Genomic DNA, 24,981 nt, shown 5'->3' with positions numbered 1-24,981 from the left:
CACGTTTGTGGGGTTCTGGCGGGACGCTCGCTCACGTTTGTGGGGTTTTGGCGGGACGCTCGCTCAGATCATCTGCAGGAGCGTGACGTCAAAAGGCTCCAGAAGTGAGCGAGCGTTGGCCGGAAGGCGCGCATATGTGAGCGAGCGTTGCCTCCAACCCCCGATACCTGTTGGGCGCTTTAAAAACGGCTGCTCCCCACCGGGGCCGGTGGGGAGCAATCGATAGTGGGGAGCGCTAGCCGAAGTACTTCGGCAGCGTGGCCTCGTGGGCTTCGCTGAGAGCGTCCAAGGACAGCTCATCCACGCCGTTGATCTCCAACTTGCCGCTGGCAGCGTCGACTACGCCGATCCGGAGGTGGGCGAAGCCGCGGGCGGTGCACATGTCCTTGAAGCGGACTTCCTCGGAGCGCGGGACAGACACGATGGCCCGGCCCTGGGACTCGGAGAACAGCGCCGTGAACAGGTCCACGCCGTCGCGCTCCACAAGTTCCTCCAGCGCAATCCGGGCGCCGACGCCGTAGCGCAGCGAGGACTCCACCAGTGCAGCGGCGAGGCCGCCCTCGGAGAGATCGTGCGCGGCGTCGATCATGCCGTCGCGCGAAGCGTTGATGAGGATTTCGCCCAACTGACGCTCGATGGACAGGTCAACCTTCGGCGGCAAGCCGCCGAGGTGTCCGCGCAGGTTGGACCACTCCGAACCGTCCAGCTCCGCGGCCGTGGTGCCCAGCAGGTAGATGGCCTGGCCGTCTTCCTTCCAGCCGGACGGGGTGCGGCGCGCGACGTCGTCGAGCTTGCCCAACACAGCCACTACGGGGGAAGGATGGATCGGCACGGTACCCGTCTGGTTGTACAGCGAGACGTTGCCGCCGGTGACCGGGACACCCAGCTCCATGCAAGCATCGGACAGGCCACGAATGGCCTCGGCTAGCTGCCACATGACGTCAGGGTCCTCGGGGGAACCGAAGTTCAGGCAGTCGCTGACGGCCATCGGCACGGCGCCGGAGGTGGCGACGTTGCGGTACGCCTCGGCCAGGGCCAGTTGTGCACCGTGGTACGGATCGAGGTAGGTGTAGCGGCCGTTGGCGTCGGTGGCCAGGGCCACGCCAAGGCCGGTTTCCTCGTCCACGCGGACCACTCCGGCGTCGTCCGGGAACGCCATGGCGGTGTTGCCGCCGACGTAGCGATCGTACTGCTTGGTGATCCAGGCCTTGCTGCACATGTTCGGCGAAGCAATCAGCTCGGTGACGGCGGCGGCCAGTTCCCCGGAGCTGGAGGGACGGCCGGCGTCCTGCACGGAGCCCGTGAAGGTATCAGCCTGGACGGAATCCTGCCATGAAGGGCGCGAGTACGGGCGGTCGTAGACCGGACCGTCGTGGGCAACGGTGCGCGGGTCGACGTCGACAATGACTTCGCCTTCCCACGTGATGATGAGGCGGCCGGTATCGGTCACTTCGCCCAACCAGGAGTACTCCACGGCCCACTTGTCCATGACCGCTTCGAAAGCGGCAATGTTCTCGGGGGTGACAACGGCCATCATGCGTTCCTGGGACTCGGACATCAGGATTTCGCCTGGGGTCAGAGTGGGGTCACGCAGCAGGACGGAGGTCAGCTCAACCTGCATGCCGCCGTCGCCGTTGGAGGCGAGCTCGGACGTGGCGCAGGAAATGCCCGCGGCACCGAGGTCCTGAATACCCTCAACCAGCGAACCCTTGAACAGTTCCAGGCAGCACTCGATCAGGACCTTCTCGGCGAAGGGGTCGCCCACCTGGACGGCGGGGCGCTTGGACGGCTTGGTGTCGTCGAAGGACTCCGAGGCCAGCACCGAGGCGCCGCCAATACCGTCGCCACCGGTGCGTGCACCGAACAGGACCACCTTGTTGCCCTTACCGGACGCATTGGCCAGGCGGATGTCCTCGTGGCGCATGACGCCGACGGCCAGCGCGTTGACCAGCGGGTTGCCCTGGTACACGGAATCGAACACCATTTCGCCGCCGATGTTCGGCAGGCCAAGCGAGTTGCCGTAGCCACCAATACCGGCAACTGCGCCATGCATGACGCGGGCCGTGTCCGGGTGGTCGATGGCGCCGAAACGCAGCGGATCCATCACGGCAACCGGGCGGGCGCCCATGGAGATGATGTCGCGGACAATGCCGCCAATGCCGGTTGCGGCACCCTGGTAGGGCTCCACGAACGACGGCGAGTTGTGGGACTCGATCTTGAACGTCACAGCCCAGCCGTCGCCAAGGTTGGTGACGCCGGCGTTTTCGCCGATGCCCACCAGCATGTCCTTCTTCATCTCCTCGGTCACCTTTTCGCCGAACTGGCGTAGGTGGTTCTTCGAGGACTTGTAGGAGCAGTGCTCGCTCCACATCACGGAGTACATGGCGAGCTCGGCACCGGTGGGGCGGCGACCCAGGACCTTCACGACCTCGTCGAACTCGTTTTGCTTCAAGCCCAGTTCGGCCCAGGGGAGCTCGGTGTCCGGGGTCTTGGCTGCGTTCTCGACGGTGTCGATATTGAACTTCTTGCCGACGGTTTCAGCTGAGGTAGTCACTGTGCGCCTCCCACGATCTTGTTCAGGACGGAGGTGAAGAAGCCCAAGCCATCGGTGCCGGCGTTGGACTCCGGACCGAATCCGGGCTCCACCGCGTGCTCCGGGTGCGGCATGAGGCCCACTACGTTGCCAGCGGCGTTGCTGATGCCGGCGATGTCGCGGCGTGAACCGTTCGGGTTCCATCCGACATAGCGGAACACGACGCGGCCCTCTGCCTCAAGGGCGTCCAGGGTCTTCTCGTCCGCGATGTACTGGCCGTCCTGGTTCTTCAACGGAACGGTGATTTCCTGGCCGGCCTCGTAGTCCGAGGTCCACACGGTGGTGTTGTTCTCGACGCGCAGGACCTGGTCGCGGCACAAGAACTTCAGGTGGTCGTTCTTGATCATGGAGCCGGGCAGCAGGTGCGACTCGGTCAAGATCTGGAAGCCGTTGCAAATGCCCAGGACAGGGAGCTTGGCATCGGAATTCGCTGCGTCGATGATCTTCGACATGAGGGGCGCGAAGCGCGATATGGCACCGGCGCGCAGGTAGTCACCGTAGGAGAATCCGCCGGGGATGACCACCGCGTCCACATCTGCCAGGTGAGTGTCTGCGTGCCAGAGCGCGACGGCGGTGCCGCCTGCCAGGCGTACCGCACGGGCGGCGTCGCGGTCGTCGAGGGTGCCGGGGAAGGTGACTACGCCGATCTTGGCCCCGACCAAGCGGGGCTCGACGGCCACAGGGGCTCCGCCGATCAAAGGAAGTTCAGTCATGTCAGGCCTCGACGACCTCGACGTTGACGACGTCTTCGATCACCGGGTTGGACAGCAGGGTCTCGGCAGCTTCGCGGGCCTGGGCGAGGATGGCGTCGGTCACCTCGCCGTCGACGGTCAGTTCAAAGCGCTTGCCCTGGCGGACTGCGCTAAAGCTGGTGAAGCCGAGGCGGGGCAGCGCGCCCACGATGGCCTTCCCCTGCGGGTCCAGAATCTCGGGCTTGGGCATGACGTCGACGACGATCCGGGGCATCCGGTAACTCCTGTGCGTGAGCGTTGGTTAAACCTTGGTCAAAGGCTGCCGCGGAGTGGTGCCGTCTCACGCCGGAACCGCATCCGACAGCGTTCAGCGACAGTGTTTGGATGCAGTGTCTTACGGAATAAGGGGGGCGCTCCGCGAGCTTGCACGCCCATTCTACCGGCCAAATCGCTACATACCCTATTTACGGGAGATCGGTGAAGAGGCCCCACGGACCGCACCAATTCGCGGCGGCTGCCTGCCGCCGTCGGGGTTTTTCAATGCCCGACGGCGGCTCTGGCTTGCAGTGGTTTGCGTCACTAGGATTGCGGCATGGCCGAGAACGCTAAGTCGATGGTTTTGCCCGTGATCCTTGCGGCGGTTTTTGCTGGCCTGGGGAGGATGGTTTTCCAGAGGATCAAAGCAGACCGGGCGGCCCGGGAGAACCGCATTTCGGTGCCGCCGGATGCGTCGACAAGGGCCAAAATCAGCGACGCCTTGCGAGGGATCCATTCTTAGCCCGGCCTGTCCGCTGACACCACGCTTGGGTCGCATTACGGTACGCACAAATGCGCTAATCTTCCGGGCTAAAGGCGCGTATCCGGGAGTAGCTTTGGAATTGCTGTCAAGGAATTTCCCCGTGCCTGCCAGCGCTCCGAATGCACCCACAGCAACAACCTCATGTGCGAGGCCCACGACGTCCGGATCGGCCCTGGTACAGAGGCTGCTGATTGCCTGACGTACGAACACGACTGAGTTCCGGCAGCCTGTCTTAGTCATCCATAGCTGAACTTCCGCACAGCGGGCACGTCCCCTCCCGACGGGGGCGTGCCCGCTGCTGCGTGCGGATGTATTCTGATGCCGAATGACGTGACAAAAAACGTGGAATATGTCCTATGTCATATTCCACTATCGCTCTGTACTCTATGAATCGGCTGGGCCTTACCTGATTACAAAAACTGTCAATCGGTGTCCATCCTTAGTTGATTGATCTTGACATGACCGCCACGATCGCCCGGAAAGGTGCAATCACTCGTGAATTCACAAGGAAAGAGCTTCATTGGCAGCGGGGGGCTTCGAAAAGCTGCGGCGCTAGCTGTCGGACTGCCGGTTCTGCTCTCCTCCGTGGCGTTGACACCCGCTCAAGCTGCGCCCGCTTCCGGCTCAACGGTCTTTGGATCAACGGTTGCGGCGGTTGCCCGGAATGTCGACCCCAAGTCCTATCAAGACGGCCGATACGTCGTGGTGCTGGCAGAGAAGCCAGCGGCCACTTACGACGGCGGAACGCCCGGTTATGTGCCCACCAAACCGCAAGTGGGCAAGAAGCTCGACGTCGGCAAGGCCGAAGTGAAGCAGTACCAGGCCCACTTGCAGCAGAAGCAGCAGGAAGTGGCCAATCAGCAGAGCGTGAGCATCAATCGCGACTACACCACAGCCATCAACGGCTTCAGCGCCACTCTTTCCGCGAACCAGGCCGTCAACCTCGCGAAGAACCCAAATGTTCTCCTCGTGGCCCCGGACACCCAGTCGGCTCCTGACTACTCCACCACCGATTTCTTCAACCTCAGTGGGCCGAACGGGATTTGGAATACCCAGTTCGGCGGCCAGGACCAGGCAGGCAAGGGCACAGTGGTCGGTGTGATCGACACCGGCTACACACCCACCAGTAAGTTCTTCGCCGGCGATCCCGTCCAGCCGTTGGTCGGGGACCCGCAGGTAGGCGTCCCTTACCGCACCAGTGACGGCAAGATCGCCATGCTGAAGGCCAACGGGGATACCTTCGTAGGCGAATGCCAGAAGGGCACCGGCAACGGGGCGGCGTTTGACGGCAGCGCCTGCAATTCCAAGGTCCTCAGCGCCCACTATTTCGCCGATGCCTTCTTGCAATCGGTTCCGCCAGCCCAACGGGCGCCCCAGGAACAGATCTCGCCCATCGACGTCGCGAGCCATGGTACGCACACTGCCAGCACCGCCGCGGGCAACCCCGGGGTGGAGACGTTCGTGGATGGCCGCAGTTTCGGCAAGACGAGCGGTATTGCGCCGGCTGCCAAGCTTTCGATTTACAAGATCTGCTGGGAAGACACCAACCCCAACTCGGGCGGCTGCTACAGCTCCGCGGCCATCTCGGCCATTGACCAAGCTATCGCCGACGGCGTGGACGTCCTGAACTACTCCATCTCCGGCGCTACGGACACCACCACCGATCCCGTCTCGCTGGCATTCCTCTCTGCCGCTTCGGCGGGCATCTTCGTCGCCGCGTCCGCCGGAAACTCAGGCCCGCAGGCCGGCACCGTGAACCACGGCGCACCCTGGATGACCACGGTTGCGGCTAGCTCCTTCTCGCAGGAGCTGCAGGGAACCATCGAATTCTCTGACGGCAGCAAGTTCCGCGGAGCCAGCATCATGAACCGCCAGGTGAGCGGGGCCGGCGTCGTGCTCTCTGCAAACGCTGCCTCAGGCGCCGGCAACGCAGCGCTCTGTGCGCCTGGGTCCTTGGACCCGGTGAAGATCGCGGGCAAGGTAGTGGTGTGTGACCGAGGCGTGGTTGACCGCGTCGCCAAGAGCGCGGAGGTGCTCCGTGGCGGAGGCGTCGGCATGATCCTCGTGAACCTCACCAGTTCTTCGCTGGACACTGACAAGCATTCTGTTCCCACAGTCCACGTGAACCCGCCGGCCACGAAGGCCATCAAGGACAAAGTGGCAGCCAACCCCGGAATTACTGTTTCCCTGGTTGACCACGACACCACCGGGCTTCCGCTCGAGGCACAGCCGCAAATCGCCGGATTCTCCTCCCGCGGCCCTCTCCTTGCCACCGATTCGGATCTGCTCAAGCCGGACGTTTCCGCTCCTGGTGTTGCCGTGCTGGCAGGTGTTTCGCCCATCGGCAGCAAAGGTGATGAATACGGATTCATGTCCGGTACATCCATGGCGTCGCCGCACATTGCAGGTTTCGGAGCCTTGATCATGGCGCAGAATCCCGATTGGTCCCCGGCAGCGGTCAAATCGGCCATGATGACAACGGCAAGTGACGTCAAGCTGGCCGATGGAACCAAGAACCAGGACGTCTTCGCCACCGGTGCAGGAGAGATGAACCCGGCCAGTGTGCTGGAGCCAGGCCTGGTCTATGACGCCGGAACCGAGGACTACCTGAAGTTCATCCAGGGTACCGGCGTCGATCTCGGCAGGCCGGGCCTTGGTTCCACCTTGCCACGCGACATGAACCTCCCGTCGTTCGCCCTCGGAAACCTGGCTGGCAAGATCGAGGTCACACGTACGGTTACGGCCCTGACCCCGGGCCAGTACCGGGCCACGGCCAACGTCCCTGGCGTTGACGTCAAGGTCACTCCGTCCGTGCTGAACTTCAACGAGGCCGGCCAGAAGAAGACCTTCAAGGTGACCTTCGAAAACAAGAACGCGGCACTTGGTACGTTCGCCATGGGATCCCTGAAATGGGAGAGCGCCGACAAGTCGGTGGTCTCTCCGATTGCCGTCCGTCCGCAGTCGGTGGTGGCCTCCAAGAGCGTCGCCTTCACATCCCAGCAAGCCAGTGGTTCCGCTGACATCAATATCGTCTCCGGTACCGACTCACCCACCGCCGTGACCATTGACGGTCTCTCCAAGGCTGATTCCTCGGCCGCCGAGCTTATTCCGGGTCCCGTGGCTATTGCCACCAATGCCTCGAACTTCGTCAAGACCGCCACGGTTCCCCCTGGAACACCCTTCGCGAAGTTCTCGGTGATCTCCTCCGACCCCACCGCGGATTTCGATCTGTATGTGCTTTCGCCGACAGGCCAGTTGTTCACCGCTGCCACACCCAGTGCCAGCGAATCGCTCTCCCTCGACAACCCGGCGCCGGGGACGTACACCATCATCGCGAACCTGTTTGCAAGCCCCAATAACCGGCCCACCAAGGCCAGTGTTGATGCCGCTATCCTGGGAGCAAACCAAGGCAACGCCACAGTCACTCCCAATCCGATCCAGCTGAAGAACGGCAAAGCGGGAAAACTCACCTTCGCGTGGAGCAAGCTGACTCCGGGTTCCTACATCGGTCGGCTCACGTTTGCCGGCACCAGCGCACCGACCTTTGTCTCAGTCCTGATCTCGGCGAACGGCAGCGTGTCCGTGGTGCCGAAGGATGACCAAGAAGGCGAGCACGGCAAGGGCAAGCTGCAGAATGAGGAAGAGGACCAGTCAGACAACGCCCTTTGATAAGGCGATTATGCTCTGACACAAGAACGAGAGAGCGGCCGGCGGGATATACCGCCGGCCGCTCTCCCACCTGTGCGGCCGGAATCCCGGACGCTCGCTCATATTTGAGCCCAAATGGGGGAACGCTCCTGCAGATGATGTGAGTGAGGGTCGGGTTGGGTGGCGTCATATGTGAGTGAGGGTCGGGTTGGGGGCGTTATATGTGAGTGAGGGGCGGGTTGAGGGGCGTTACATCTGCAGGAGCGTTCCGGTTTTGTCCCCTATATGTGAGTGAGGGTCGGGTTGGGGGTGCCCTGCCTAGATGTTTCCCGTGGACCCGGAGATGCCGCCGAGGAGTGCGGCCATGGTGCCCCAACGGGCGATCTCACAGCCGTCCGTCCGGCTGAAGCGGCTGCTCACCTCGCGTCCGCGGAACCGGCCCGTCACTACGGCTACCTGTGGGCCGCCGTATTGCTGCGTGCAGATCCGGTCCGGCCGCGGAATCGGAAAGAAGATCTCTTCGCCGAATTGCTCGACGGCGGCAAGCGCGGCGCGAGCGTCCGGAAGAGTTGAGCCTTCGGAGACTTCGCCGCCCGAGCCGAGCAGGACGAACTCGTGATCCACAGCGCCTGGCGCCTCGGTCAGCGTGATGGTGAGTTCGACGTCGTACTTTCCATTGCTTGAAGTCATGAGTGTCCTTTGTGAGACTGTGCCGGCACCAGGAGCTCGAGAAGCGGCCTCATTTCGTCCAGGACCCGCGCGCGGAGTTCTTGGGCTTCGGCGGCGAATGCCCGCTGATATTCAACGTACTCGGCCTTGCCCTGCGGTGTCTCAATCCTGATAGCCGGATAGCCCCATTCTTCAAGGTCGTATGGGGAGGCCTGCATGTCCATGGCCCTGATCCGCCAAGACAGATCGAAGCAATCCATCACCAGCTCGCTGGGCAGTGCAGGGGTCAGCTTGTATGCCCACTTGTAGAGGTCCATGTTGGCGTGCAGGCAACCGGGTTGCTCCATGGTCCGCTGGTTTTCCCGAGTGGGGGTGAGTTCGTTGAGGGAGGTGGCGTCTGGAGTGTAGAAACGGAAGGCGTCGAAGTGCGAGCAGCGGATCCGGTTGTCTTGCACCACGGCGTCCGTGCCTTCGGAGCCGAGCCGCAGCTTGAGGTATTCGTGGCGAAGATCGAACTTGTCCTGCCTGTAGACCATGGCCCATTCGTGCAGGCCGAAGCAGCCAAACTGGGCGGGCCGCGCAACGGTCCCCGCGAGGATGATGCCCGCGAAGCGGAGAGCTTCGGTGCGATCGGACACGAACTGGCCGCGATCGAAGGTGACCGCGACGGTACCGGCAGGCAGGCCCGCGGCCGCCAGCGCGCCGTCGTCGAGCACTCGGTAATACTTCCACCCCGCCCGCTCTGCCGCCCTCGGGCCGGAGAGGACGACGCCGTCCCCGGGGTGCCAGCGCAGCAGCTGGCCGGGTTTCTGGGTGTAGTAGGTGAAGAGGAAGTCTTCCACGGGATGCTTCTGGCCGGCCGAGCGCCGGGCCAAGTACGGCTTGGCGTAGCGCGCAACGCGGGCGTGGTGGGCAGCCTCCAGCGCAAGCCATTTCTCTTGCGGAAGGTGCTTCTGCCTAGGCTCCGGCACCGCTGGCACCCAGGATGTCGGCGACGGCGGCCCATGCGGCGATTTCGCAGCCGTCAGTGAGTTTGTAGGAGGATTCGACGCCCACGCCATCCACGGCCCCGGTGACTGTAGCAGTCTGGGGACCGCCGTAGCGCTGGTCGCAGACCTGGTCGCTGGGGCGTGGCGTGCGTGTGAGAAGGGCCGGGTTCTTCTTCAGGGCTGCGCACCCTGCGGCTGCAGTGGGGTGGTGGCTCTCCGCGGCGGGGACGCCGTCGGTGCAGACGAGGGTATAGCTTTCCGCGGCTGCAGTGGCGGACGGCTTGACGATGATGGAAAGTTCGGCTTCTCCGCGCCCGGGAGTGGTGGTGAAGGAAGGGGTCGGTTTGGCGCTGGGAGATTCAGTCTCGTCCGGCAGGAGTCCGGTGGGGCTGGGCGACGGCGTGGAGGACGCGCTGCTGCCAGGGGCCGAGCTGCTGGGCGAGCCGCCCCCGGTGCCCGGCGTGCAGGCGGCGAGCCCGGCGACGGCGAGGACAGCCAGAATGTACCGGACTAATCGCAAACGCATGGGGATCTCCTTGATTCCTGCCAGTTTATCGCCCGGCGGCCGCTCCGGGGAGTTGAGTGGCCGCGATAAGCCCGGTCATCGCCCGGTGCAGTTCCGCTACTTCGGTCCGCGTGAGGTGGAGCCGCTCCATGATGGTTCCCGGCACGGCCGTTGCCTGCTGCCTGAGGGCGGCGCCGGCTTCGGTAAGAGTAATGGCGAGGGCCCGCTCGTTTCCGTGGATGCGGTTGCGGGTCACGAAGCCCGCTTCTTCGAGCCGGCGCAGGATGGGCGAAAGAGTGGCCGGCTCGTGCAGGAGTGCCTCGCTGATGTCCTTGAGTGTGCGGGGACTGCGTTCCCACAGGGCCAGCATCACGAGATATTGCGGATGTGTCAGCCCCATCTTTTCAAGCACCGGCTTGTAGACGCCCACCACGCTCCGCGATGCCACCGTCAGGGCGAAGCACAATTGACGCTCAAGCAGCAGGTCGTCTTCGGGCGGCGTGGTGGTTTCGAGGGCAACGGGTGTGCCTGCGGCAGCCATGGTTTGCTCCGTTCCGTGTCGGATGCCCGGCCGTTCTGACCGGAATAGTTAGTACACTAACTGTTAGTGTACTCTTAACGGACAAGATCCTTTTGAGAGAGGGTAGACCAGGTGGCCAAAGAGACCATGACCCAGAGATTCATGCGTGCAACTGGCAAGCTGCGGATCATTTTCGGGCCGGCGCACAGCAGTTCCCTGGATCACGAAATGACCGAGGAGAACCGGATCCTCCTCGCGCGACGCCAGGCCGAGGCACAGCAATGGGAGACCATCCGCAGACCAGACGGCAGCACCTACGTGGTCCCCAAGAACCCTGACGACAAATCCCTCCGCTAAGGCCAACCGCTCCTCGATGGACGCAGGTCCCCACCGGCTCCCAGCCTTCGCGGGTCCCCACCGGCTCCCAGGCAGGGTTCCTCGCCGGCGTGGGCGCCCACGCGCCTTTTGCGGGTTCCGGGCGTAAAATTGCCTCACTGGAACCACTCAGCTCCAACCTCACGGCTGGACCTCGTAGCGGGGAAGGAGGTGGGAATTGTGGGACATGCGCTCGATAGCTTTATGAAGGTGACAGATCGACTGCGTTTCTGGTTCGGCCCGGCGACCCGGGGCGACATTGATACACCCGTAGTCCACAAGCATGACGACTTCGAACAGGCGTCCGAAGAAGAACTGGGGCATTTCGTCGTCGAAACAGACGACCAAGGCCACCACTACGGAATCCGCAAGGAAGACGCCTGAGGCCGCGTTGCGGCCACAAATCCGCAGGAGAGTAAAAGAACCGGAGCGTGAGCCCCGGTTCTTTTACTTTTAAGTACCCTAGATCCCGACGGCGGAGTTCGGCTAGCGGCCGGTGCCGCCGTAGACGGTTGCCTCGGCTTCGCCGTCGAGCTCGAACGCCTTGTGGATGGCGCGCACGGCGTCATCCAGCAGATCGGCGTGGGTGACCACGGAGATGCGGATTTCCGAGGTGGAGATCATGTTGATGTTGATGCCCGCGTCCGAAAGCGCCTTGAAGAACGTGGCGGAGACGCCCGGGTGCGAACGCATGCCGGCGCCTATCAGGGAAAGCTTGCCGACGTTTTCGTTGTACTCGATGCTTTCGAAGCCGATTTCCGGCTGCGCGGCGCGGAGGGCCGTGAGGGCGTCGGCGCCTTCCACGATGGGCAGCGTGAAGGAAATGTCCGTGCGGCCGGTGCCGTGAGTGGACACGTTCTGAACGATCATGTCGATGTTCGAGTGTGCCTTGGCGATGACCTGGAAAATTGCGGCGGCCTTGCCGGGGATGTCCGGGACGCCGACCACGGTGACCTTGGCTTCTGAACGGTCGTGCGCAACGCCGGAGATGATTGGCTGCTCCAAGGCAACTCCCTCTTGAATCGTGATCTTGTCATCGGCGCTGGGCAGGACCCAGGTGCCTTCGTTGTGGCTGAATGAGGAACGGACGTGCAGTGGCACGCCAAAGCGGCGGGCATACTCCACGCAGCGCAAGTGCAGGATCTTGGCACCGGAAGCTGCCAATTCCAGCATTTCCTCGCTGGAGATACGGTCGATCTTCTGTGCCGTCGGGACCACACGCGGGTCCGCCGTGTAGATGCCGTCGACGTCCGTGTAGATCTCGCAGACGTCGGCTTCCAGCGCAGCGGCGAGAGCCACCGCAGTGGTATCGGATCCGCCGCGGCCAAGGGTGGTGATCTCCTTGGTGCTGTGGCTCATGCCCTGGAAGCCGGCCACGATGGCGATATGTCCCTTGTCCAGGGCAGTGCGGATGCGGTGGGGGTCGACGTCGATAATGCGGGCCTTGCCGTGGATGCCGTCCGTGATCATGCCGGCCTGTGAGCCGGTGAACGACTGGGCGGAGGCGCCGAACTTGTTGATGGCCATGGCCAGCAGGGCCATGGAGATGCGCTCACCTGCGGAGAGGAGCATGTCCATTTCGCGGGCGGGAGCTGAATCGGTGACTTGGGCGGCGAGATCCAGGAGCTCGTCCGTGGTGTCTCCCATGGCCGAAACCACCACAACAACCTCGTTGCCGGCCTTTTGTGCGTCAACCACGCGGCGGGCAACACGCTTGATGCCTTCGGCGTCGGACACCGAGGAGCCACCGAACTTCTGCACTATCAGCTGCTTCGTGATGGCAGTCTGAGCGGACAGGTCTTCGGTTTTCACATCGGTAGTGGGCAAACTCATGCGCGCACCCTCACTGCATCAATTGGGGATCATACGTTGCTTGGCCTGATAACGGCACGGCTACGTAGCTTTATTTGGCCAGTTTATCGCCGGGCGCCGCGGGCAGGGGAATTGTGACCAAATCTCGGCCTTGGGGTGGATGTCCGGCGTTTTAGCGTGGCGTACGATCAAGAAATACGCAGCCTGAGGGCACGTGGGCTCGCAGGAATTGAAGCGTTCTTATTCTGTCTGGGGGAAACAGGTGAGTAGGGCATGTCCATAGCTGAAAGTTCAAACGCCCCGGGTAGTGCTGCCCTCGGCGTATCCGCAGTAGGCGTCTCACGCCGCTTTGGTACGGTCCATGCAGTGGAGCACATCGATTTCCACGCGCCAGCAGGGAAAGTCACGGCTCTCATCGGTCCCAACGGGGCAGGCAAGACGACGCTCCTGCTCATGCTGGCCTCGCTTCTCCGCCCCGACTCCGGGACCATCCGGATCGACGGCCTGGATCCACTCCGGGACAGCGCAGCCGTGCGGCTTCGGATCGGCTGGATGCCGGACTCCCTGGGGGTGTGGGAATCCTTGACCGCGAGGGAAATCCTGGTCCAGATGGCGCGCTTCTACCGCCTGCCCCAAGCCGGTATCGGCCAGCGTGTGGACGAGATGCTCGAACTCGTCCGCTTGGAGGCGCTTGCCGGTCAGCCCGCGCGCGTGCTCTCCCGGGGTCAACAACAGCGGCTTAGCTTGGCCCGAGCCCTCATCCACGCTCCCTCTGTGCTCCTGCTCGACGAGCCAGCTTCCGGCCTTGATCCGGGATCCAGGGTGGAGCTTCGGAACCTGCTGCGCCGCCTGGCGGGGGCCGGGAAAGCCGTGGTGGTTTCCTCCCACGTCCTCAGCGAGCTGGACGAAATCGCAGACGGTGCGGTGTTCGTCAACCAAGGACGCACCGTGAAACAGCAAACGCTCGAGGAGGCCGCGCGGCAAGGCCGCCGCTACGCGATCACCGCACTCGACAACCAGGCCCTCGCGGCAAAGCTCAGCGAACTTGGCCTGGAATACCGCGTGGAGGCAGGCCTCCGTCCGTCGGTCACCTTGCTGTTGACGCACGACGACGGCGCTGCCGCCCTCCTCCGGGACCTGGTAGCGGCTGGCATCGGGGTGGTTTCTTTCGCCCCGGCCGCAGGCGCCCTCGAAGCGACCTACATGAACCTGGAAACGGAGCGACGATGAGCAACGTGACTGAAACCGTGCCGGGTCCAGCGGGACCCCAGGGAACTACGGGCGGCGGGAACGCCGTCGTCGGCTATCTTGGCGGGATCCGCGACGTCGTGGTCCTTGAGATGAAACAACGGCTGCGTTCGCGCGGCTGGTACATCATGTTGGGCATCTGGTTCGTGGTCATCGCCGTAGTGACATGGCTGACGTGGGCCGCCTGGAACGCCAGCGCCGCAGTCCAACGTTCGATGCCGGGGTCCGGGGCGTCCCTGCAAAGCGGACCGGGATCAGCGATCTTCGAAGCGGTCTTGGTTTTTGTGCTGCTCTTTGCCTTGCTGGTGGCCCCGGCATTGTCCGCAAACGCCGTCAATGGGGACCGCGCCGGCGGCACACTCGCCATCCTGCAGGTGACGTTGCTTACGCCCGGACAGATACTTTGGGGGAAGTTCTTGGCGGCGTGGCTTGCGGCGCTCGCCTTCTTGGTGACCAGCACTCCGTTCCTTGTCTTCGGAGTGGTCCAGGGCGGGCTGTCTCCCGGTCATATCCTGGTCTCGCTGCTTATGTTGGGAGTGGAGATTGCGATTGTCTGTGGCATAGGCGTTGGGATTTCCGCGCTCACGGCCCGGCCGCTCTTTTCGATCGTCGTGAGCTATCTGACGGTTGCCGGCTTGGTGGTCCTGTCCCTGATCGCTTTTGGGTTGGGTATGCAGTTGACACAGGAATCCGTCACGGTGGATGAACCCGGTCCGTCCATGGCGTACATCCCACCCTCTGGTTCCGGGGCTCCGCAGCCAATCCCTTGCAGGCCGGTGCAGCAAACAGTGTTCCATAGCGAACGCGTGGCGCTGGTGCTGGCCATCAACCCGTTCGTGGTGGTGGCGGACGCCATTCCTTACCCTGAGCGGGGCAACACGACTTCCATGCTTGGCGCCGGAATGCTCGAGGGCATCAGCCAAGGCACCCGGCAAGCACTGGCCGGGCCCAGGCCGCCGTATTCCCCTTGTGTCGACGGTGTGTACCAGCCGCAGAACCAGCAGCTGCAGAACCAGTACCAGTACCTCAAACAGACCACGCCAGTGTGGCCCCTCGGGCTGAGCATGCAGGTTGCCCTGGCAGGGTTGCTCATGTGGCTTGGGTGGCGAGCGCTACGGACGCCTGCAAACCGGTTGGCCCGAGGCACTCGGATCGCTTAGGCCGGATTTGGACTGGTCCCGCTGCGTGCAAGGGCGCGCAGGGGCGTGCGCAAACCGCGCGAGGGCGCGTCGGTTAGCTGAAGCGCGTTGTTACATGAGCGCGTTGCGGCGGCCCTCGAAGGCCCTTCCGAGGGTGACTTCGTCCGCGTACTCTAGATCTCCGCCCACCGGCAGACCGGAAGCGAGCCTGGTGACGATGATGCCGATCGACTTCAACATGCGGGCCAGGTACGTGGCTGTCGCTTCGCCTTCAAGGTTGGGGTCGGTCGCGATGATGATTTCCTGGATGGCGCCATCGTTGAGCCGGGTGAGGAGCTCCCGGATGCGGAGCTGCTCCGGCCCGATGCCGGCGATCGGATTGATAGCGCCGCCCAGCACGTGATAGCGGCCGCGGAAGGAACGCGTGCGTTCCACAGCCAGGACATCCTTGGATTCTTCGACCACGCAGATCACGGACGGGTCGCGGCGCGGATCGCGGCAGATGTTGCAAAGCTCCTGCTCGGTGACGTTGCCGCAGACCGTGCAGAACTTCACCCGTTCCTTGACCGTGGTGATTGCGGCGACCAGTCGCTTCATGTCCTCGGGATCGGCCTCAAGGATGTGGAAGGCAAGACGCTGCGCCGATTTTGGCCCGACGCCAGGGAGCCGGCCGAGCTCGTCGATCAGCTCTTGTACTGCGCCTTCGTACACAATGTCCTCGTTCGTTCTATGCCCGCCCATTGTTGTTGTGCGGGCTTCGCGGTTTGGTGGCACCTTGCTGAGGTGCCGGAGGGTTCGCAAGGGTGGTTCCATGGGGTTCCACAGGGAACACCGTGCAATCCATGCAAGATGTTGTTTCCGGCCGTTAGCGGCGCATCATGGGAGTGCCGTCCAGCGACCTTTCTTCCAGTAGCTTCCCGCCCAGAATACGCTCGACGGCGGCACGTCCAAAGACTCCCGACTCCTCGATCGTCTCGTCGTCGGCACTCGGGATATCCTCCACCACGACGCCGGAAGCGGCTGCAGCCCGTGCCGGGGCCTTCTCGCGCCCGGCCATGGCTTCGGGACTGTTCGAAAGCCGTTGGTAGAGGCTTTGCTTCCCGGTTCCTGAAGGTGCCGATATTGGCGTTTGGGCAGTCTCTGGAGCCTGGGCCGTGGACAGCGCGAGTCCTACCGCCGAACGTCCGGCTTCGCCTCCGGGCGTTGCGGCTGCCGGTGACGAACCTGTTGGTGACGAACCTGATTGTGGTGCGCCCGTGCTCGAGGCGGTGGGCGAGGGTGCTGACCAAATCGATGTTGACCATTCGGCCGTGTTCGCTGACCATGCTGGTGCTGGTGCTGGTGCTGGTGCTGGTGCTGGTGCTGGTGCTGGTGCTGGTGCTGGTGCTGGTGCTGGTGCTGGTGCTGGCGCGGAAGCCTGCGGCTGGCTTGGAATCTGTGCGGCCGCGGGTTCATAGACGGGACTTGCGGTTGCCGCCCCTGATGAAGGGGTTTGCCCGGAAGCTGAGTTGCCTGAAGCCGCGGCACCAACGTTGGATTCGGTGCTGACCACCCAAGAACCGGGCGCTTGCTCGACAGCCCTGGACCAAGGATCTTCCGGGGCCTCGGGCTTCTTCTTTACGGGAGTGGTTTTGGGTGAGCGCTTGCTTGTTGCCGCAGGGGTGCCGGTGGCCGAACCGTTCAGCACTGAAGCCGAGGCTGGAGACATGGCGACCTGCGGAGTAGCGGCTTGCGGCGCGGACGTCCCTGCCGCGGGCATAGCGGCGAGGCCCAGGGGGGCCGACGGCACCCAATCCACCGGCGGTTCTTCGTCGAGCGGGGGAGCGTCCTCGTCGCGCGGGGGACCCCAGTCGTCGTCAGAATACGAGTAGTCCGCGCCCGGGTCGGCGCTTGGGGTCGCGAGTGCGGCTTCGGCCGGAACCGGCGCGGGCACCTCCCGGGACACAATGGGTTCCGCTGTGGGCGACGCAATGGCTGCCGCTGCGGCCGGCCCCGGTTCGGCGGAAACGGGTTGGTTGGCCGGAACTGCGTCTGGTGCCTGAGCCGGCAGGGACCGCTGAACCTGGTCGGACGCCTCGCCAATGGTCGAAGGAGCCTGCCCGGAGGTTGCGGGTGCCGTTGGTGCCTGGACCGCTGGTGCGGGTGCCGTTGGTGCCTGGACCGCTGGTGCGGGTGCCGGGACCCGTGACGCGTCAACCTTGCCCGCTTCAGGGGCGGCAGCGGCGCTTTGCGTTGAAGGGGTAAGCCCCCATGCGCTATCTACGGCGGACGGCGCCGTCGGAGAGGCGTCCCCGGTTACCGGGGACGCCGGGTCAGCCGGTGCTTTTGGGTCTGGCTCAGAGCTACCTGAGCTGTTGCCGCCAACGACGGAGGTGATTTGGCAGTCAATGCCGATCGTTTTGTGGATGGCTTGCCGAAGGTTTTCGGCGTGGTCCGCCCGGCTGAAGGCGCTCGCAAGGCCGTCAGTGCTGAATGCCAGGGTCAGAAGTTGGCCGTCGAACTGTGCCACCTGCGCGTTGGCTCCGACCAAAGCCCAGCTGCTGCGCTTGATCTTGGTCAGCGTCTGGAGGATCTCGGGCCAAGCGCGACGGATGACCTCGACATCGGCGCCACCGGTAGCGGGACGAGGGGCCTGCGCGGGCGCTGGCGCGGGTGCCTGGGTCGGCGCGGGTGCCGCTGCAGGTTGGGGGCGTTCCTGATCGAGTGGTGGTGGAACCGTGGGTGCTTGGCTTCGGGCGGGTGCTTCGGCAGTGGGCTGCTCGGTACGGCTCGCGGCAGGTACGGGCGAATGCGTGGCGGATTCGGCCGCGGGACGGCCGGCCGGTTGCCTGGCCTCGTCCACGGGCCAGTCATTCGTGGACACGCGAGGCGGCGTGAGCTGGTCCCTGGACGGGGACTCAGAAGCAGCCGGGGTTTCGGAAACAGGCGGGGTTTCAGCAACTGGCAGGGCGCCGGGAACGGTCGGGGTGCCGGAAGCCGGAGCCTCAGCGACCGCGGGTACTCCGGACACTGGTGGGGTCGAAGAGGTACTGGCCGCCGCCGTCGGGCGTTCCATTGGCCGCTCCGCTGGGCGGGCGGGCGGGGCTGCGGGGGGAAGCTCGGTAACGGCAGGCGAACCATGGGCTTCCGCTGGGGGAAGCGCTCCGCCGTAATTGAGGCGGCGTTCGACGCGATCGATCCGGGCTGCGATGCCGCGTTCGGTCTGTTCGGAACTGGGCAGCAGGATCCTGGCACAGAGTAGTTCGAGATGTAGCCGGGGGGACGTTGCGCCGGTCATTTCGGTGAGCGCGGTATTGGTGACGTCGGCAGCGCGGGAGAGTTCCGCGGCACCGAGGTTGTTGGCTTGGCTGCGCATGCGGGCAATCTGGTCCGCGGGCATGCCGCGGAGGATGGCTTGGGCGCTCTCCGGCATGGCCTGGACGATGATGAGATCGCGGAAGCGCTCCAGCAAGTCCTCGACGAATCGGCGGGGATCGTGCCCGGTTTGGATGACACGGTCCACGGCGCGGAAGACGGTGGCGGAATCGGACGCGGCGATTGCCTCCACGACGTCGTCAAGCAGCGAAGCGTGCGTGTATCCGAGCAGCGCGACGGCGAGTTCATAGTCCAGGCCGTTGGGTCCGGCGCCGGCCATGAGTTGGTCCAGCACGGAGAGGGAGTCGCGCACCGAGCCGCCGCCGGCACGGATGACGAGGGAGAGCACTCCAGGAGCAACGGCGACGTTCTCCTGCTGGCAGAGGACCTCAAGGTACTTCATGAGCGGCTCGGGCGGCACCAGCCGGAAAGGGTAGTGGTGCGTGCGGGAGCGGATGGTGCCAATGACTTTGTCCGGCTCAGTGGTGGCGAAGATGAACTTGATGTGTTCCGGCGGCTCTTCAACGATCTTCAGCAGCGCATTGAAACCCGCGGAGGTGACCATGTGGGCTTCGTCAATAATGAAGATCTTGTAACGGTCCCGGACCGGGGCGAATGTGGCGCGCTCGCGGAGATCACGGGCATCATCGACGCCACCGTGACTGGCGGCGTCGATCTCGATGACATCAAGGGATCCGGAGCCGCCGCGCGCCAGTTCGACGCAGCTGTTGCACTTCCCGCAAGGCGTGTCCGTGGGGCCTTCGGCGCAGTTGAGGCAGCGGGCCAGGATGCGGGCTGACGTGGTTTTTCCGCAGCCGCGGGGACCGGAGAAGAGGTAGGCGTGGTTGACTCGGTTTTTGCGCAGGGCCGTCATGAGCGGCTCCGTGACGTGTTCCTGCCCGATAACGTCCGCGAACGAATCCGGACGATATCTGCGGTAAAGAGCAGTAGTAACAGTCACAGGGGAAACCTACCTATAGGGACTGACATTTTAAATAAGAGACCCCTCATGCACCCGCCAGAGCCCATCTACCCTTGCTACCTTCCGGTCCTGGGGGAGTTCAACAGGATGACGCCACATGAGGGGCCGTCGACAAGCTTACCCGAAGTTATCGAGCCCTCCGAATTCCGCGGACATCCGCCCTCGTTCCGGTGGACATGTCCCCCGTGAGAGCCAAGGAGTGGACATGTCCCCCGTGTGCCCCTGGTTCCGGTGGACATGTCCCCCGTGAGAGCCAAGGAGTGGACATGTCCCCCGTGTGCCCCTGGTTCCGGTGGACATGTCCCCCGTGAGCGCCAAAGACTGGACATAGTGGGATTATGTCCAGTGTTGGAGCGCAAGGGAGGGCATGTCCAGCGGAATTCCTAGCGCCAACCGTTCACCGCCCAGGTCATGAAGGCCGGCTCCTCATAGGGGTGGGCTGAACGCAGGGCCTGCACCACGGCGTCGAGCACGTCCGCCTCAACCACGCACTCCACCCGGATTTCGGGCACAGTTTCACTTTGCCCCACGGCCCCGATGAACGGCTGCGCCCCGGGCAACGGAGTGAAATGTCCGGTGCCCGGAGTGGTGAATGAACAATGCGAATAGTCGCCGATTCTGCCGGCCCCGGCATCGCCGATCGCGGCCATCAAGCCCTCACTATGCGATTCCGGGACGTAGACAACAAGGGCGTGCAGTTGACTCATTCCACCATCTTCCCAGTGGTCGCCGAAAACAGGTCAGAGGACGGTTTTTCAACTCCATTGCCAAACTGCGGAACGGAGCGGACTATGGGTATGTACACCGATTGGGGCAATCTCAAGATTGTGAGCCGCAGGGCCTGGTTTCAGGGGCTGGACCCAGCAGCTCAACGGAGTGCCGGAGGAATGGACGCATTGGGGGCGTCCATTTTTGCGTTTAAGGGCGCGAAAGCCCCGGCCTGAGCCCCGGAAGTGCCGATTGGGCGATGCCGAAAATCTCGGGTACAGTGGAGTCTGCTTTTGATTCAGAAGCATGGAGAATTCGCCTAGCGGCCTATGGCGCACGCCTGGAACGCGTGTTGGGTTAACGCCCTCGGGGGTTCAAATCCCCCATTCTCCGCGTTTTGGCCCCGGTCTTTGGACCGGGGCCTTTTTGCGTCCTACGGCCGTTCCGCGGCCACCCGCTCCAGCACTTCGCGGCATGCCAGAATCGCAGGGTGAATCCGGCCGGCGGTGCGGGTCGACGTGAAAACTGTCCGCTTGGGCAGTCCTGGGAGATCCAGCAGTTGCACTGGCGTGGTCCGGCCCGCCCACACCAGGTCCGGCATGAGGGCCACCGCGTTGCCGGACTCGATGAGCCGAATCTGGGCTTGGAGGTCGGCAGTTTCGTAGCGGACGTCGGGCTCGAATCCGGCGGAGCGGCATGCCTGCTCCGCCCAGTGCCTCGATGCCGCGCCGCGCGGTTCCATGACCCAAGGCAATGCCGCCGTGTCCGCCAGTGAGGAAATCGATTCGCCGCCCAGTCCCAGCGGGGGAGTGGCCAGCCTGATGGCGTCGCTGGTCAGGGTGGCCCGGTCCAGTCCGGGGTGGTGCGGGGCGGCGTGTCCGGGATATTGCTCGGCCACCACAATGTCGAAGTCGCGGGCCCAGGTTTCGTAGAGCGCTGTCTCGGGTTCGCGCTGGATCATCTCCACGCGCACTTCCGGGTACTCGCCCTTCATGATGGTGAGGAAGTCCGGCATGAGGGCCAGTGCCGCCGTTTGAAATACGGCCAGCCGGACCGTGCCCGTGACCGTGGAAAGTGAAGCCGCCAGGTCCGTTTCTGCCCGCTCCAGCGTTGCCAGCAAGGCAGCCGTATGCTCCACGAGGATCTCGGCCTGCGGGGTGAGCTGCACGCGTCGCCCCGACTTTCTCAGTAGCTTCACGCCGGCTTCCTTCTCCAGCAAGGTCAGCTGCTGGGACACCGACGACGGGCTGTACTTCATCGCGTCAGCCACCTCCGCGAGCGTCCCGCGGATCTTCAATTCGTGCAGCAATCGCAGCCTTCGTACATCCAGCATTCGGCTCTCCATATGGGTCGAGAAATCTAACGAATATTATTCAGAAAAGATCGCTTTTCCTAATCTGATTGTAGATCCATACTGATGGAAACAAAGCCCTCTCCGCACCAAAGGAACGAAGCGCATGAGCACACCAACCCGGACGCAGCCGACCGCGGAATCCGGACACCTCCAGGAGCTGGCCCACGAGGCCATTCAACTGGTTCGACACTGGCTCACCGAAGCCTCGAAGGTGCCCGTTGACGTTTCCGCACAGCGCCTCGCAGGCGTCCTGAAGGACCCGAATGGCCTGGACTTCACCGTGGGATTCGTCGACGGCGTCATCCGCCCCGAGGATCTGTCCGTCGCCGGCCGCAACCTGGCCAGGCTGGCCCCGAAGGTCCCTGCCTTCCTGCCCTGGTACATGCGCGCCGCTGTGCGCACCGGCGGTGTCATGGCACCGGTCCTCCCGCAGGTGGTCATTCCGATCGCCCGCAAGGTCCTGCGCGACATGGTGGGCCACCTGATTGTGGACGCCACGGACGCCAAGCTCGGTCCGGCCATCGCCAAGATCAAGCAGAACGGCGTCCACCTGAACGTGAACCTGCTGGGCGAGGCCGTCTTGGGCGAACGCGAAGCCAGCCGCAGGCTAGAGGGAACCCTCAAGCTCCTGGCGCGTGACGACGTCGACTACGTCTCCATCAAGGAATCCTCCACGGTGGCCCCGCACTCGCTCTGGGCCTTCGACGAAGCAGTGGACCACGTGGTGGAGAAGCTCACCCCGCTCTACCGCCTGGCAGCGTCCTTCCCCAAGACCAAGTTCATCAACTTGGACATGGAGGAATACAAGGACTTGAGCCTGACCATGGCCGTGTTCACCCGGATCCTGGACAAGCCGGAATTTAAGAACCTCGAGGCCGGCATCGTGCTGCAGGCTTACCTCCCTGATGCGCTCTCGGCCATGCAGGAACTGCAGGAGTGGGCAGCGGCCCGCCGAGCCAACGGTGGCGCTCCCATCAAGGTGCGCGTGGTCAAGGGCGCCAACCTGCCCATGGAACATGTCCAGGCTTCCATCCAGGGCTGGCCGCTCGCTACGTGGGGCACCAAGCAGGATTCGGACACCAACTACAAGCGCGTACTCAACTACGCCCTCACCCCCGAACACATCGACGCGGTGCGCATCGGCGTCGCCGGCCACAACCTCTTCGACGTGGCGTTCGCCTGGCTCCTGGCAAAAGAGCGCGGCGTCACGAAGGGCATTGAGTTCGAGATGCTCCTCGGCATGGCCACGGGCCAGGCCGCGGCCGTGCGCAAGGATGTCGGCAGCCTCCTGCTGTACACGCCGGTGGTGCACCCCGGCGAGTTCGACGTCGCCATCGCCTACCTGATCCGCCGCCTCGAAGAAGGCGCCAGCCAGGACAACTTCATGTCCGCGGTGTTCGAGCTCAGCGAGAACGAAGCGCTGTTCGAACGCGAGAAGCAGCGCTTCCTTGCCTCTCTCGCGGAGCTGGACGACGCCGTTCCTGCCCCCAACCGCACACAGGACCGCAACAAGCCCACGGCCTCCGCTCCAAACCAGGGCTTCGCCAATACCCCGGACACGGATCCCGCATTGCCCGCCAACCGTGCGTGGGGCCGAGACATCCTGAAGCGCATCCCAGGCTCCACCGCCGGCAACGCGATTGTCGAAGCCAGCAAGGTCAACGACTCCCAGCAACTGGACCGCATCATTGCCACTGCCGTGGAGCGCGGCAAGGCTTGGGGCGCAATGCCGGCCGTCGACCGTGCAGCCATCCTGCACCGGGCCGGCGACATCCTGGAATCCCGCCGCGCCGAGCTTCTTGAGGTCATGGCTTCCGAAACCGGCAAGACGATCGAGCAGGGCGACCCCGAAGTCAGCGAAGCAATCGACTTCGCGCACTACTACGCCGAGCGTGCCAAGGACCTGGAAACGGTCGACGGCGCCACGTTCGTCCCAGCGAACCTCACCGTCGTGACCCCGCCATGGAACTTCCCGGTGGCGATTCCCGCGGGCTCCACGCTGGCGGCACTCGCGGCGGGATCCGCCGTCGTGATCAAACCCGCAAAACAGGCGCGCCGCTCCGGTTCCGTCATGGTGAACGCGCTGTGGGAGGCCGGCGTTCCGCGCGAAGTGCTGGCTCTCGTGCAGCTCGAAGAACGCGAGCTGGGCACCCGGCTGGTCTCGCACCCCAGCGTTGACCGCATAATCCTCACCGGCGGTTACGAGACCGCCGAGCTCTTCCGCTCCTTCCGCCAGGACCTCCCGCTGCTCGCGGAGACCTCGGGCAAGAACGCCATCATCGTCACTCCGCACGCGGACCTTGACCTGGCTGCGAAAGACGTCGTCTACTCGGCCTTCGGGCACGCCGGACAGAAGTGCTCTGCGGCTTCCCTAGTGATCCTTGTCGGTTCCGTTGCCAAGTCCGAGCGCTTCCACAACCAGCTCGTCGATGCTGCCCGCTCGCTCAAGGTGGGCTACCCGGAACAGGCCACCACCCAGATGGGGCCGATCATCGAGCCGGCCAACGGCAAGCTCCTCAACGCCCTGACTACCCTCGGCGACGGCGAAACCTGGGCCGTGAAGCCGGAGAAGCTGGACGAGACCGGCCGCCTGTGGTCCCCGGGCATCCGGTTCGGCGTCAAGCGCGGCTCGTACTTCCACCTGACCGAGTTCTTCGGCCCGGTCCTCGGCGTCATGACCGCGGCCACCCTGGAAGAAGCCATCGCCATCCAGAACGAGATCGAATACGGCCTCACCGCAGGGCTGCACTCGCTCGATTCCGATGAAATGGGTGTCTGGCTGGACACCATCCAAGCCGGCAACCTGTACGTAAACCGCGGCATCACTGGCGCGATCGTCCAGCGGCAGCCGTTCGGCGGCTGGAAGAAGTCGGCCGTTGGCGCGGGCACCAAAGCCGGCGGACCCAACTACCTGATAGGCCTGGGCAATTGGCTCCCTGCCGAGCCTGGTGCCAAGCGCGGTGCCACGCTCAAGGGCGCCGCAGCGTCGATCCTGGCCGCGGCCAAGTCCGCAGGACCGCTTGTTGAAGCGAGCGAAGCAGAGGCCCTGCAGAAGGCGCTCTTCAGCGACGCCGCGGCCTGGGCCACGGAGTTCGGCACCCGCAAGGACGTCTCCGGACTGAGCGCCGAGCGCAACGTCTTCCGGTACAGGGCCTTCCCCGTGACCGTCCGCCTGTCCGAGGGCGCGAAGCTCGTGGACCTGCTTCGCGTCGCAGCAGCCGGAGCAGTGGCGGGTTCGGCACTCACGGTGTCCTCCGCCGTCGAGCTTCCTGAATCCGTTGTTGCAGCCTTCGCTGGACTGGGCGTCAGCACGCGGATCCAGAACGACGCCGAATGGCTGGCTTTCGCGGCAGGCATCGAAGGTGGCCGCATCCGCCTGATAGGCGGGGACAGCAGTGCGCTGAGCGCCGCGACCGGGGGACGTCCCGACGTCGCGATCTACCACGGCACGGTGACCCCGGCCGGCCGCATCGAGATGCTGCCGTTCCTGCACGAGCAGGCCATCAGCATCACGGCGCACCGCTTCGGCACACCGAACCACCTGTCCGACGCGCTGATCTAGCGATTCGTCGAAGAAGCCCGGTGGGACGGCCG

19 protein-coding genes, 1 tRNA gene and 1 other RNA gene are annotated in these 24,981 nt (G+C 64.2%); 8 read left to right on the top strand and 13 right to left on the bottom strand.

The features are described 5' to 3' along the window. Window positions 1-235: 235 nt before the first annotated feature. From purL to purS, 3 genes are read right to left on the bottom strand one after another with little or no spacing between them, the layout of a single operon-like run. Complete coding sequence (purL, locus tag AC3ANQ_RS20750) at window positions 236-2,554, bottom strand: phosphoribosylformylglycinamidine synthase subunit PurL (RefSeq protein WP_488302775.1); 2,319 nt, start codon at window positions 2,552-2,554, stop codon at window positions 236-238. Beyond that, window positions 2,551-3,306, bottom strand: coding sequence for a phosphoribosylformylglycinamidine synthase subunit PurQ (purQ, locus tag AC3ANQ_RS20745; RefSeq protein ID WP_488302774.1), 756 nt, complete (start codon window positions 3,304-3,306; stop codon window positions 2,551-2,553). The genes purL and purQ overlap by 4 nt, the downstream gene beginning before the upstream one ends. A 1-nt stretch (window position 3,307) precedes the next feature. Further along, complete coding sequence (gene purS, locus AC3ANQ_RS20740) at window positions 3,308-3,559, bottom strand: phosphoribosylformylglycinamidine synthase subunit PurS (RefSeq protein WP_028265707.1); 252 nt, start codon at window positions 3,557-3,559, stop codon at window positions 3,308-3,310. Window positions 3,560-3,877: 318 nt separating this feature from the next. Between purS and AC3ANQ_RS20735 the strand changes: the two genes are divergently transcribed. Together AC3ANQ_RS20735 and AC3ANQ_RS20730 are read left to right on the top strand one after the other, a co-directional pair. Further along, a complete protein-coding gene (locus AC3ANQ_RS20735) occupies window positions 3,878-4,063 on the top strand; it encodes a hypothetical protein (protein ID WP_488302773.1) in 186 nt (61 codons plus the stop codon). Window positions 4,064-4,579: 516 nt separating this feature from the next. Then, a complete protein-coding gene (locus tag AC3ANQ_RS20730; protein WP_488302772.1) occupies window positions 4,580-7,753 on the top strand; it encodes a S8 family serine peptidase in 3,174 nt (1,057 codons plus the stop codon). A gap of 297 nt (window positions 7,754-8,050) precedes the next feature. On the opposite strand, the gene AC3ANQ_RS20725 is transcribed toward AC3ANQ_RS20730, so the two are convergent. The 4 genes from AC3ANQ_RS20725 to AC3ANQ_RS20710 are packed head-to-tail and all read right to left on the bottom strand — an operon-like array spanning window position 8,051 to window position 10,436. Continuing rightward, window positions 8,051-8,422, bottom strand: a complete 372-nt coding sequence (locus tag AC3ANQ_RS20725; RefSeq protein WP_488302771.1) for a serine protease inhibitor — start codon at window positions 8,420-8,422, stop codon at window positions 8,051-8,053. Continuing rightward, complete coding sequence (locus tag AC3ANQ_RS20720; RefSeq protein WP_488302770.1) at window positions 8,419-9,462, bottom strand: 3-methyladenine DNA glycosylase; 1,044 nt, start codon at window positions 9,460-9,462, stop codon at window positions 8,419-8,421. Before AC3ANQ_RS20720 ends, AC3ANQ_RS20725 begins: the two co-directional genes overlap by 4 nt. Beyond that, on the bottom strand, window positions 9,359-9,916 hold the full coding sequence (locus tag AC3ANQ_RS20715) for an SSI family serine proteinase inhibitor (RefSeq protein ID WP_488302769.1): 558 nt from the start codon (window positions 9,914-9,916) through the stop codon (window positions 9,359-9,361). The genes AC3ANQ_RS20720 and AC3ANQ_RS20715 overlap by 104 nt, the downstream gene beginning before the upstream one ends. Window positions 9,917-9,941: 25 nt before the next feature. Further along, the gene (locus AC3ANQ_RS20710; RefSeq protein ID WP_488302768.1) at window positions 9,942-10,436 is read right to left on the bottom strand and encodes a MarR family winged helix-turn-helix transcriptional regulator; all 495 of its coding nucleotides are present in this window, start codon (window positions 10,434-10,436) and stop codon (window positions 9,942-9,944) included. Window positions 10,437-10,562: 126 nt separating this feature from the next. On the opposite strand from AC3ANQ_RS20710, the gene AC3ANQ_RS20705 reads away from it, so the two are divergent. Together AC3ANQ_RS20705 and AC3ANQ_RS20700 are read left to right on the top strand one after the other, a co-directional pair. Further along, on the top strand, window positions 10,563-10,772 hold the full coding sequence (locus tag AC3ANQ_RS20705; RefSeq protein WP_488302767.1) for a hypothetical protein: 210 nt from the start codon (window positions 10,563-10,565) through the stop codon (window positions 10,770-10,772). A gap of 222 nt (window positions 10,773-10,994) precedes the next feature. Next, window positions 10,995-11,174, top strand: a complete 180-nt coding sequence (locus AC3ANQ_RS20700) for a hypothetical protein (RefSeq protein ID WP_488302766.1) — start codon at window positions 10,995-10,997, stop codon at window positions 11,172-11,174. 102 nt (window positions 11,175-11,276) lie between these two features. On the opposite strand, the gene AC3ANQ_RS20695 is transcribed toward AC3ANQ_RS20700, so the two are convergent. Further along, on the bottom strand, window positions 11,277-12,623 hold the full coding sequence (locus tag AC3ANQ_RS20695; RefSeq protein ID WP_488302765.1) for an aspartate kinase: 1,347 nt from the start codon (window positions 12,621-12,623) through the stop codon (window positions 11,277-11,279). Between the two features lie 252 nt (window positions 12,624-12,875). Here AC3ANQ_RS20695 and AC3ANQ_RS20690 point away from each other — a divergent pair, with 252 nt between their 5' ends. Further along, window positions 12,876-13,832: an ABC transporter ATP-binding protein gene (locus AC3ANQ_RS20690; protein ID WP_488302764.1), complete on the top strand. Its 957-nt coding sequence runs from the start codon at window positions 12,876-12,878 to the stop codon at window positions 13,830-13,832. Continuing rightward, window positions 13,829-15,010: an ABC transporter permease gene (locus AC3ANQ_RS20685; protein WP_488302763.1), complete on the top strand. Its 1,182-nt coding sequence runs from the start codon at window positions 13,829-13,831 to the stop codon at window positions 15,008-15,010. Before AC3ANQ_RS20690 ends, AC3ANQ_RS20685 begins: the two co-directional genes overlap by 4 nt. Window positions 15,011-15,100: 90 nt before the next feature. On the opposite strand, the gene recR is transcribed toward AC3ANQ_RS20685, so the two are convergent. The 4 genes from recR to AC3ANQ_RS20665 form a co-directional block, all read right to left on the bottom strand. Then, window positions 15,101-15,700 (bottom strand): recombination mediator RecR, encoded by a 600-nt coding sequence (recR, locus tag AC3ANQ_RS20680; protein ID WP_323054781.1) that lies wholly within the window; start codon window positions 15,698-15,700, stop codon window positions 15,101-15,103. A 154-nt stretch (window positions 15,701-15,854) separates the two neighbouring features. Beyond that, window positions 15,855-19,304: a DNA polymerase III subunit gamma and tau gene (locus AC3ANQ_RS20675; RefSeq protein WP_488302762.1), complete on the bottom strand. Its 3,450-nt coding sequence runs from the start codon at window positions 19,302-19,304 to the stop codon at window positions 15,855-15,857. Between the two features lie 34 nt (window positions 19,305-19,338). Then, an RNA gene (gene ffs, locus AC3ANQ_RS20670) (signal recognition particle sRNA small type) lies at window positions 19,339-19,435 on the bottom strand. A gap of 273 nt (window positions 19,436-19,708) precedes the next feature. Continuing rightward, complete coding sequence (locus tag AC3ANQ_RS20665; protein WP_488302761.1) at window positions 19,709-20,032, bottom strand: hypothetical protein; 324 nt, start codon at window positions 20,030-20,032, stop codon at window positions 19,709-19,711. A 309-nt stretch (window positions 20,033-20,341) separates the two neighbouring features. Here AC3ANQ_RS20665 and AC3ANQ_RS20660 point away from each other — a divergent pair. Further along, window positions 20,342-20,426: transfer RNA gene (locus AC3ANQ_RS20660), tRNA-Ser, on the top strand. A gap of 40 nt (window positions 20,427-20,466) precedes the next feature. Here AC3ANQ_RS20660 and AC3ANQ_RS20655 read toward each other — a convergent pair. Then, window positions 20,467-21,366 (bottom strand): LysR substrate-binding domain-containing protein, encoded by a 900-nt coding sequence (locus AC3ANQ_RS20655; protein WP_488302760.1) that lies wholly within the window; start codon window positions 21,364-21,366, stop codon window positions 20,467-20,469. A 124-nt stretch (window positions 21,367-21,490) separates the two neighbouring features. On the opposite strand from AC3ANQ_RS20655, the gene AC3ANQ_RS20650 reads away from it, so the two are divergent. Continuing rightward, window positions 21,491-24,949 carry a bifunctional proline dehydrogenase/L-glutamate gamma-semialdehyde dehydrogenase gene (locus AC3ANQ_RS20650; RefSeq protein ID WP_488302759.1) on the top strand — a complete coding sequence of 1,153 codons (3,459 nt, stop codon included), beginning with the start codon at window positions 21,491-21,493 and terminating at the stop codon, window positions 24,947-24,949. The last annotated feature ends 32 nt before the right edge of the window (window positions 24,950-24,981 follow it).

Source organism: Arthrobacter sp. DMZ02-1R (assembly GCF_057747935.1).
The sequence above is the reverse complement of the archived record's forward strand: the minus strand, read 5'-3'. Positions and strand labels throughout refer to the sequence as shown.

Bases quoted from the DNA above. Each gene is read 5' to 3' on its own strand.
- AC3ANQ_RS20650 (WP_488302759.1), top strand. From the start codon at position 21,491: ATGAGCACACCAACCCGGACGCAGCCGACCGCGGAATCCGGACACCTC.
- AC3ANQ_RS20710 (WP_488302768.1), bottom strand. From the start codon at position 10,436: ATGGCTGCCGCAGGCACACCCGTTGCCCTCGAAACCACCACGCCGCCC.
- AC3ANQ_RS20725 (WP_488302771.1), bottom strand. From the start codon at position 8,422: ATGACTTCAAGCAATGGAAAGTACGACGTCGAACTCACCATCACGCTG.
- AC3ANQ_RS20685 (WP_488302763.1), top strand. From the start codon at position 13,829: ATGAGCAACGTGACTGAAACCGTGCCGGGTCCAGCGGGACCCCAGGGA.
- AC3ANQ_RS20695 (WP_488302765.1), bottom strand. From the start codon at position 12,623: ATGAGTTTGCCCACTACCGATGTGAAAACCGAAGACCTGTCCGCTCAG.
- AC3ANQ_RS20705 (WP_488302767.1), top strand. From the start codon at position 10,563: ATGACCCAGAGATTCATGCGTGCAACTGGCAAGCTGCGGATCATTTTC.
- purS (WP_028265707.1), bottom strand. From the start codon at position 3,559: ATGCCCCGGATCGTCGTCGACGTCATGCCCAAGCCCGAGATTCTGGAC.
- AC3ANQ_RS20690 (WP_488302764.1), top strand. From the start codon at position 12,876: ATGTCCATAGCTGAAAGTTCAAACGCCCCGGGTAGTGCTGCCCTCGGC.
- AC3ANQ_RS20655 (WP_488302760.1), bottom strand. From the start codon at position 21,366: ATGCTGGATGTACGAAGGCTGCGATTGCTGCACGAATTGAAGATCCGC.
- AC3ANQ_RS20700 (WP_488302766.1), top strand. From the start codon at position 10,995: ATGAAGGTGACAGATCGACTGCGTTTCTGGTTCGGCCCGGCGACCCGG.
- AC3ANQ_RS20720 (WP_488302770.1), bottom strand. From the start codon at position 9,462: ATGGCGTGGGCGTCGAATCCTCCTACAAACTCACTGACGGCTGCGAAA.
- AC3ANQ_RS20715 (WP_488302769.1), bottom strand. From the start codon at position 9,916: ATGCGTTTGCGATTAGTCCGGTACATTCTGGCTGTCCTCGCCGTCGCC.
- AC3ANQ_RS20735 (WP_488302773.1), top strand. From the start codon at position 3,878: ATGGCCGAGAACGCTAAGTCGATGGTTTTGCCCGTGATCCTTGCGGCG.
- AC3ANQ_RS20665 (WP_488302761.1), bottom strand. From the start codon at position 20,032: ATGAGTCAACTGCACGCCCTTGTTGTCTACGTCCCGGAATCGCATAGT.
- purQ (WP_488302774.1), bottom strand. From the start codon at position 3,306: ATGACTGAACTTCCTTTGATCGGCGGAGCCCCTGTGGCCGTCGAGCCC.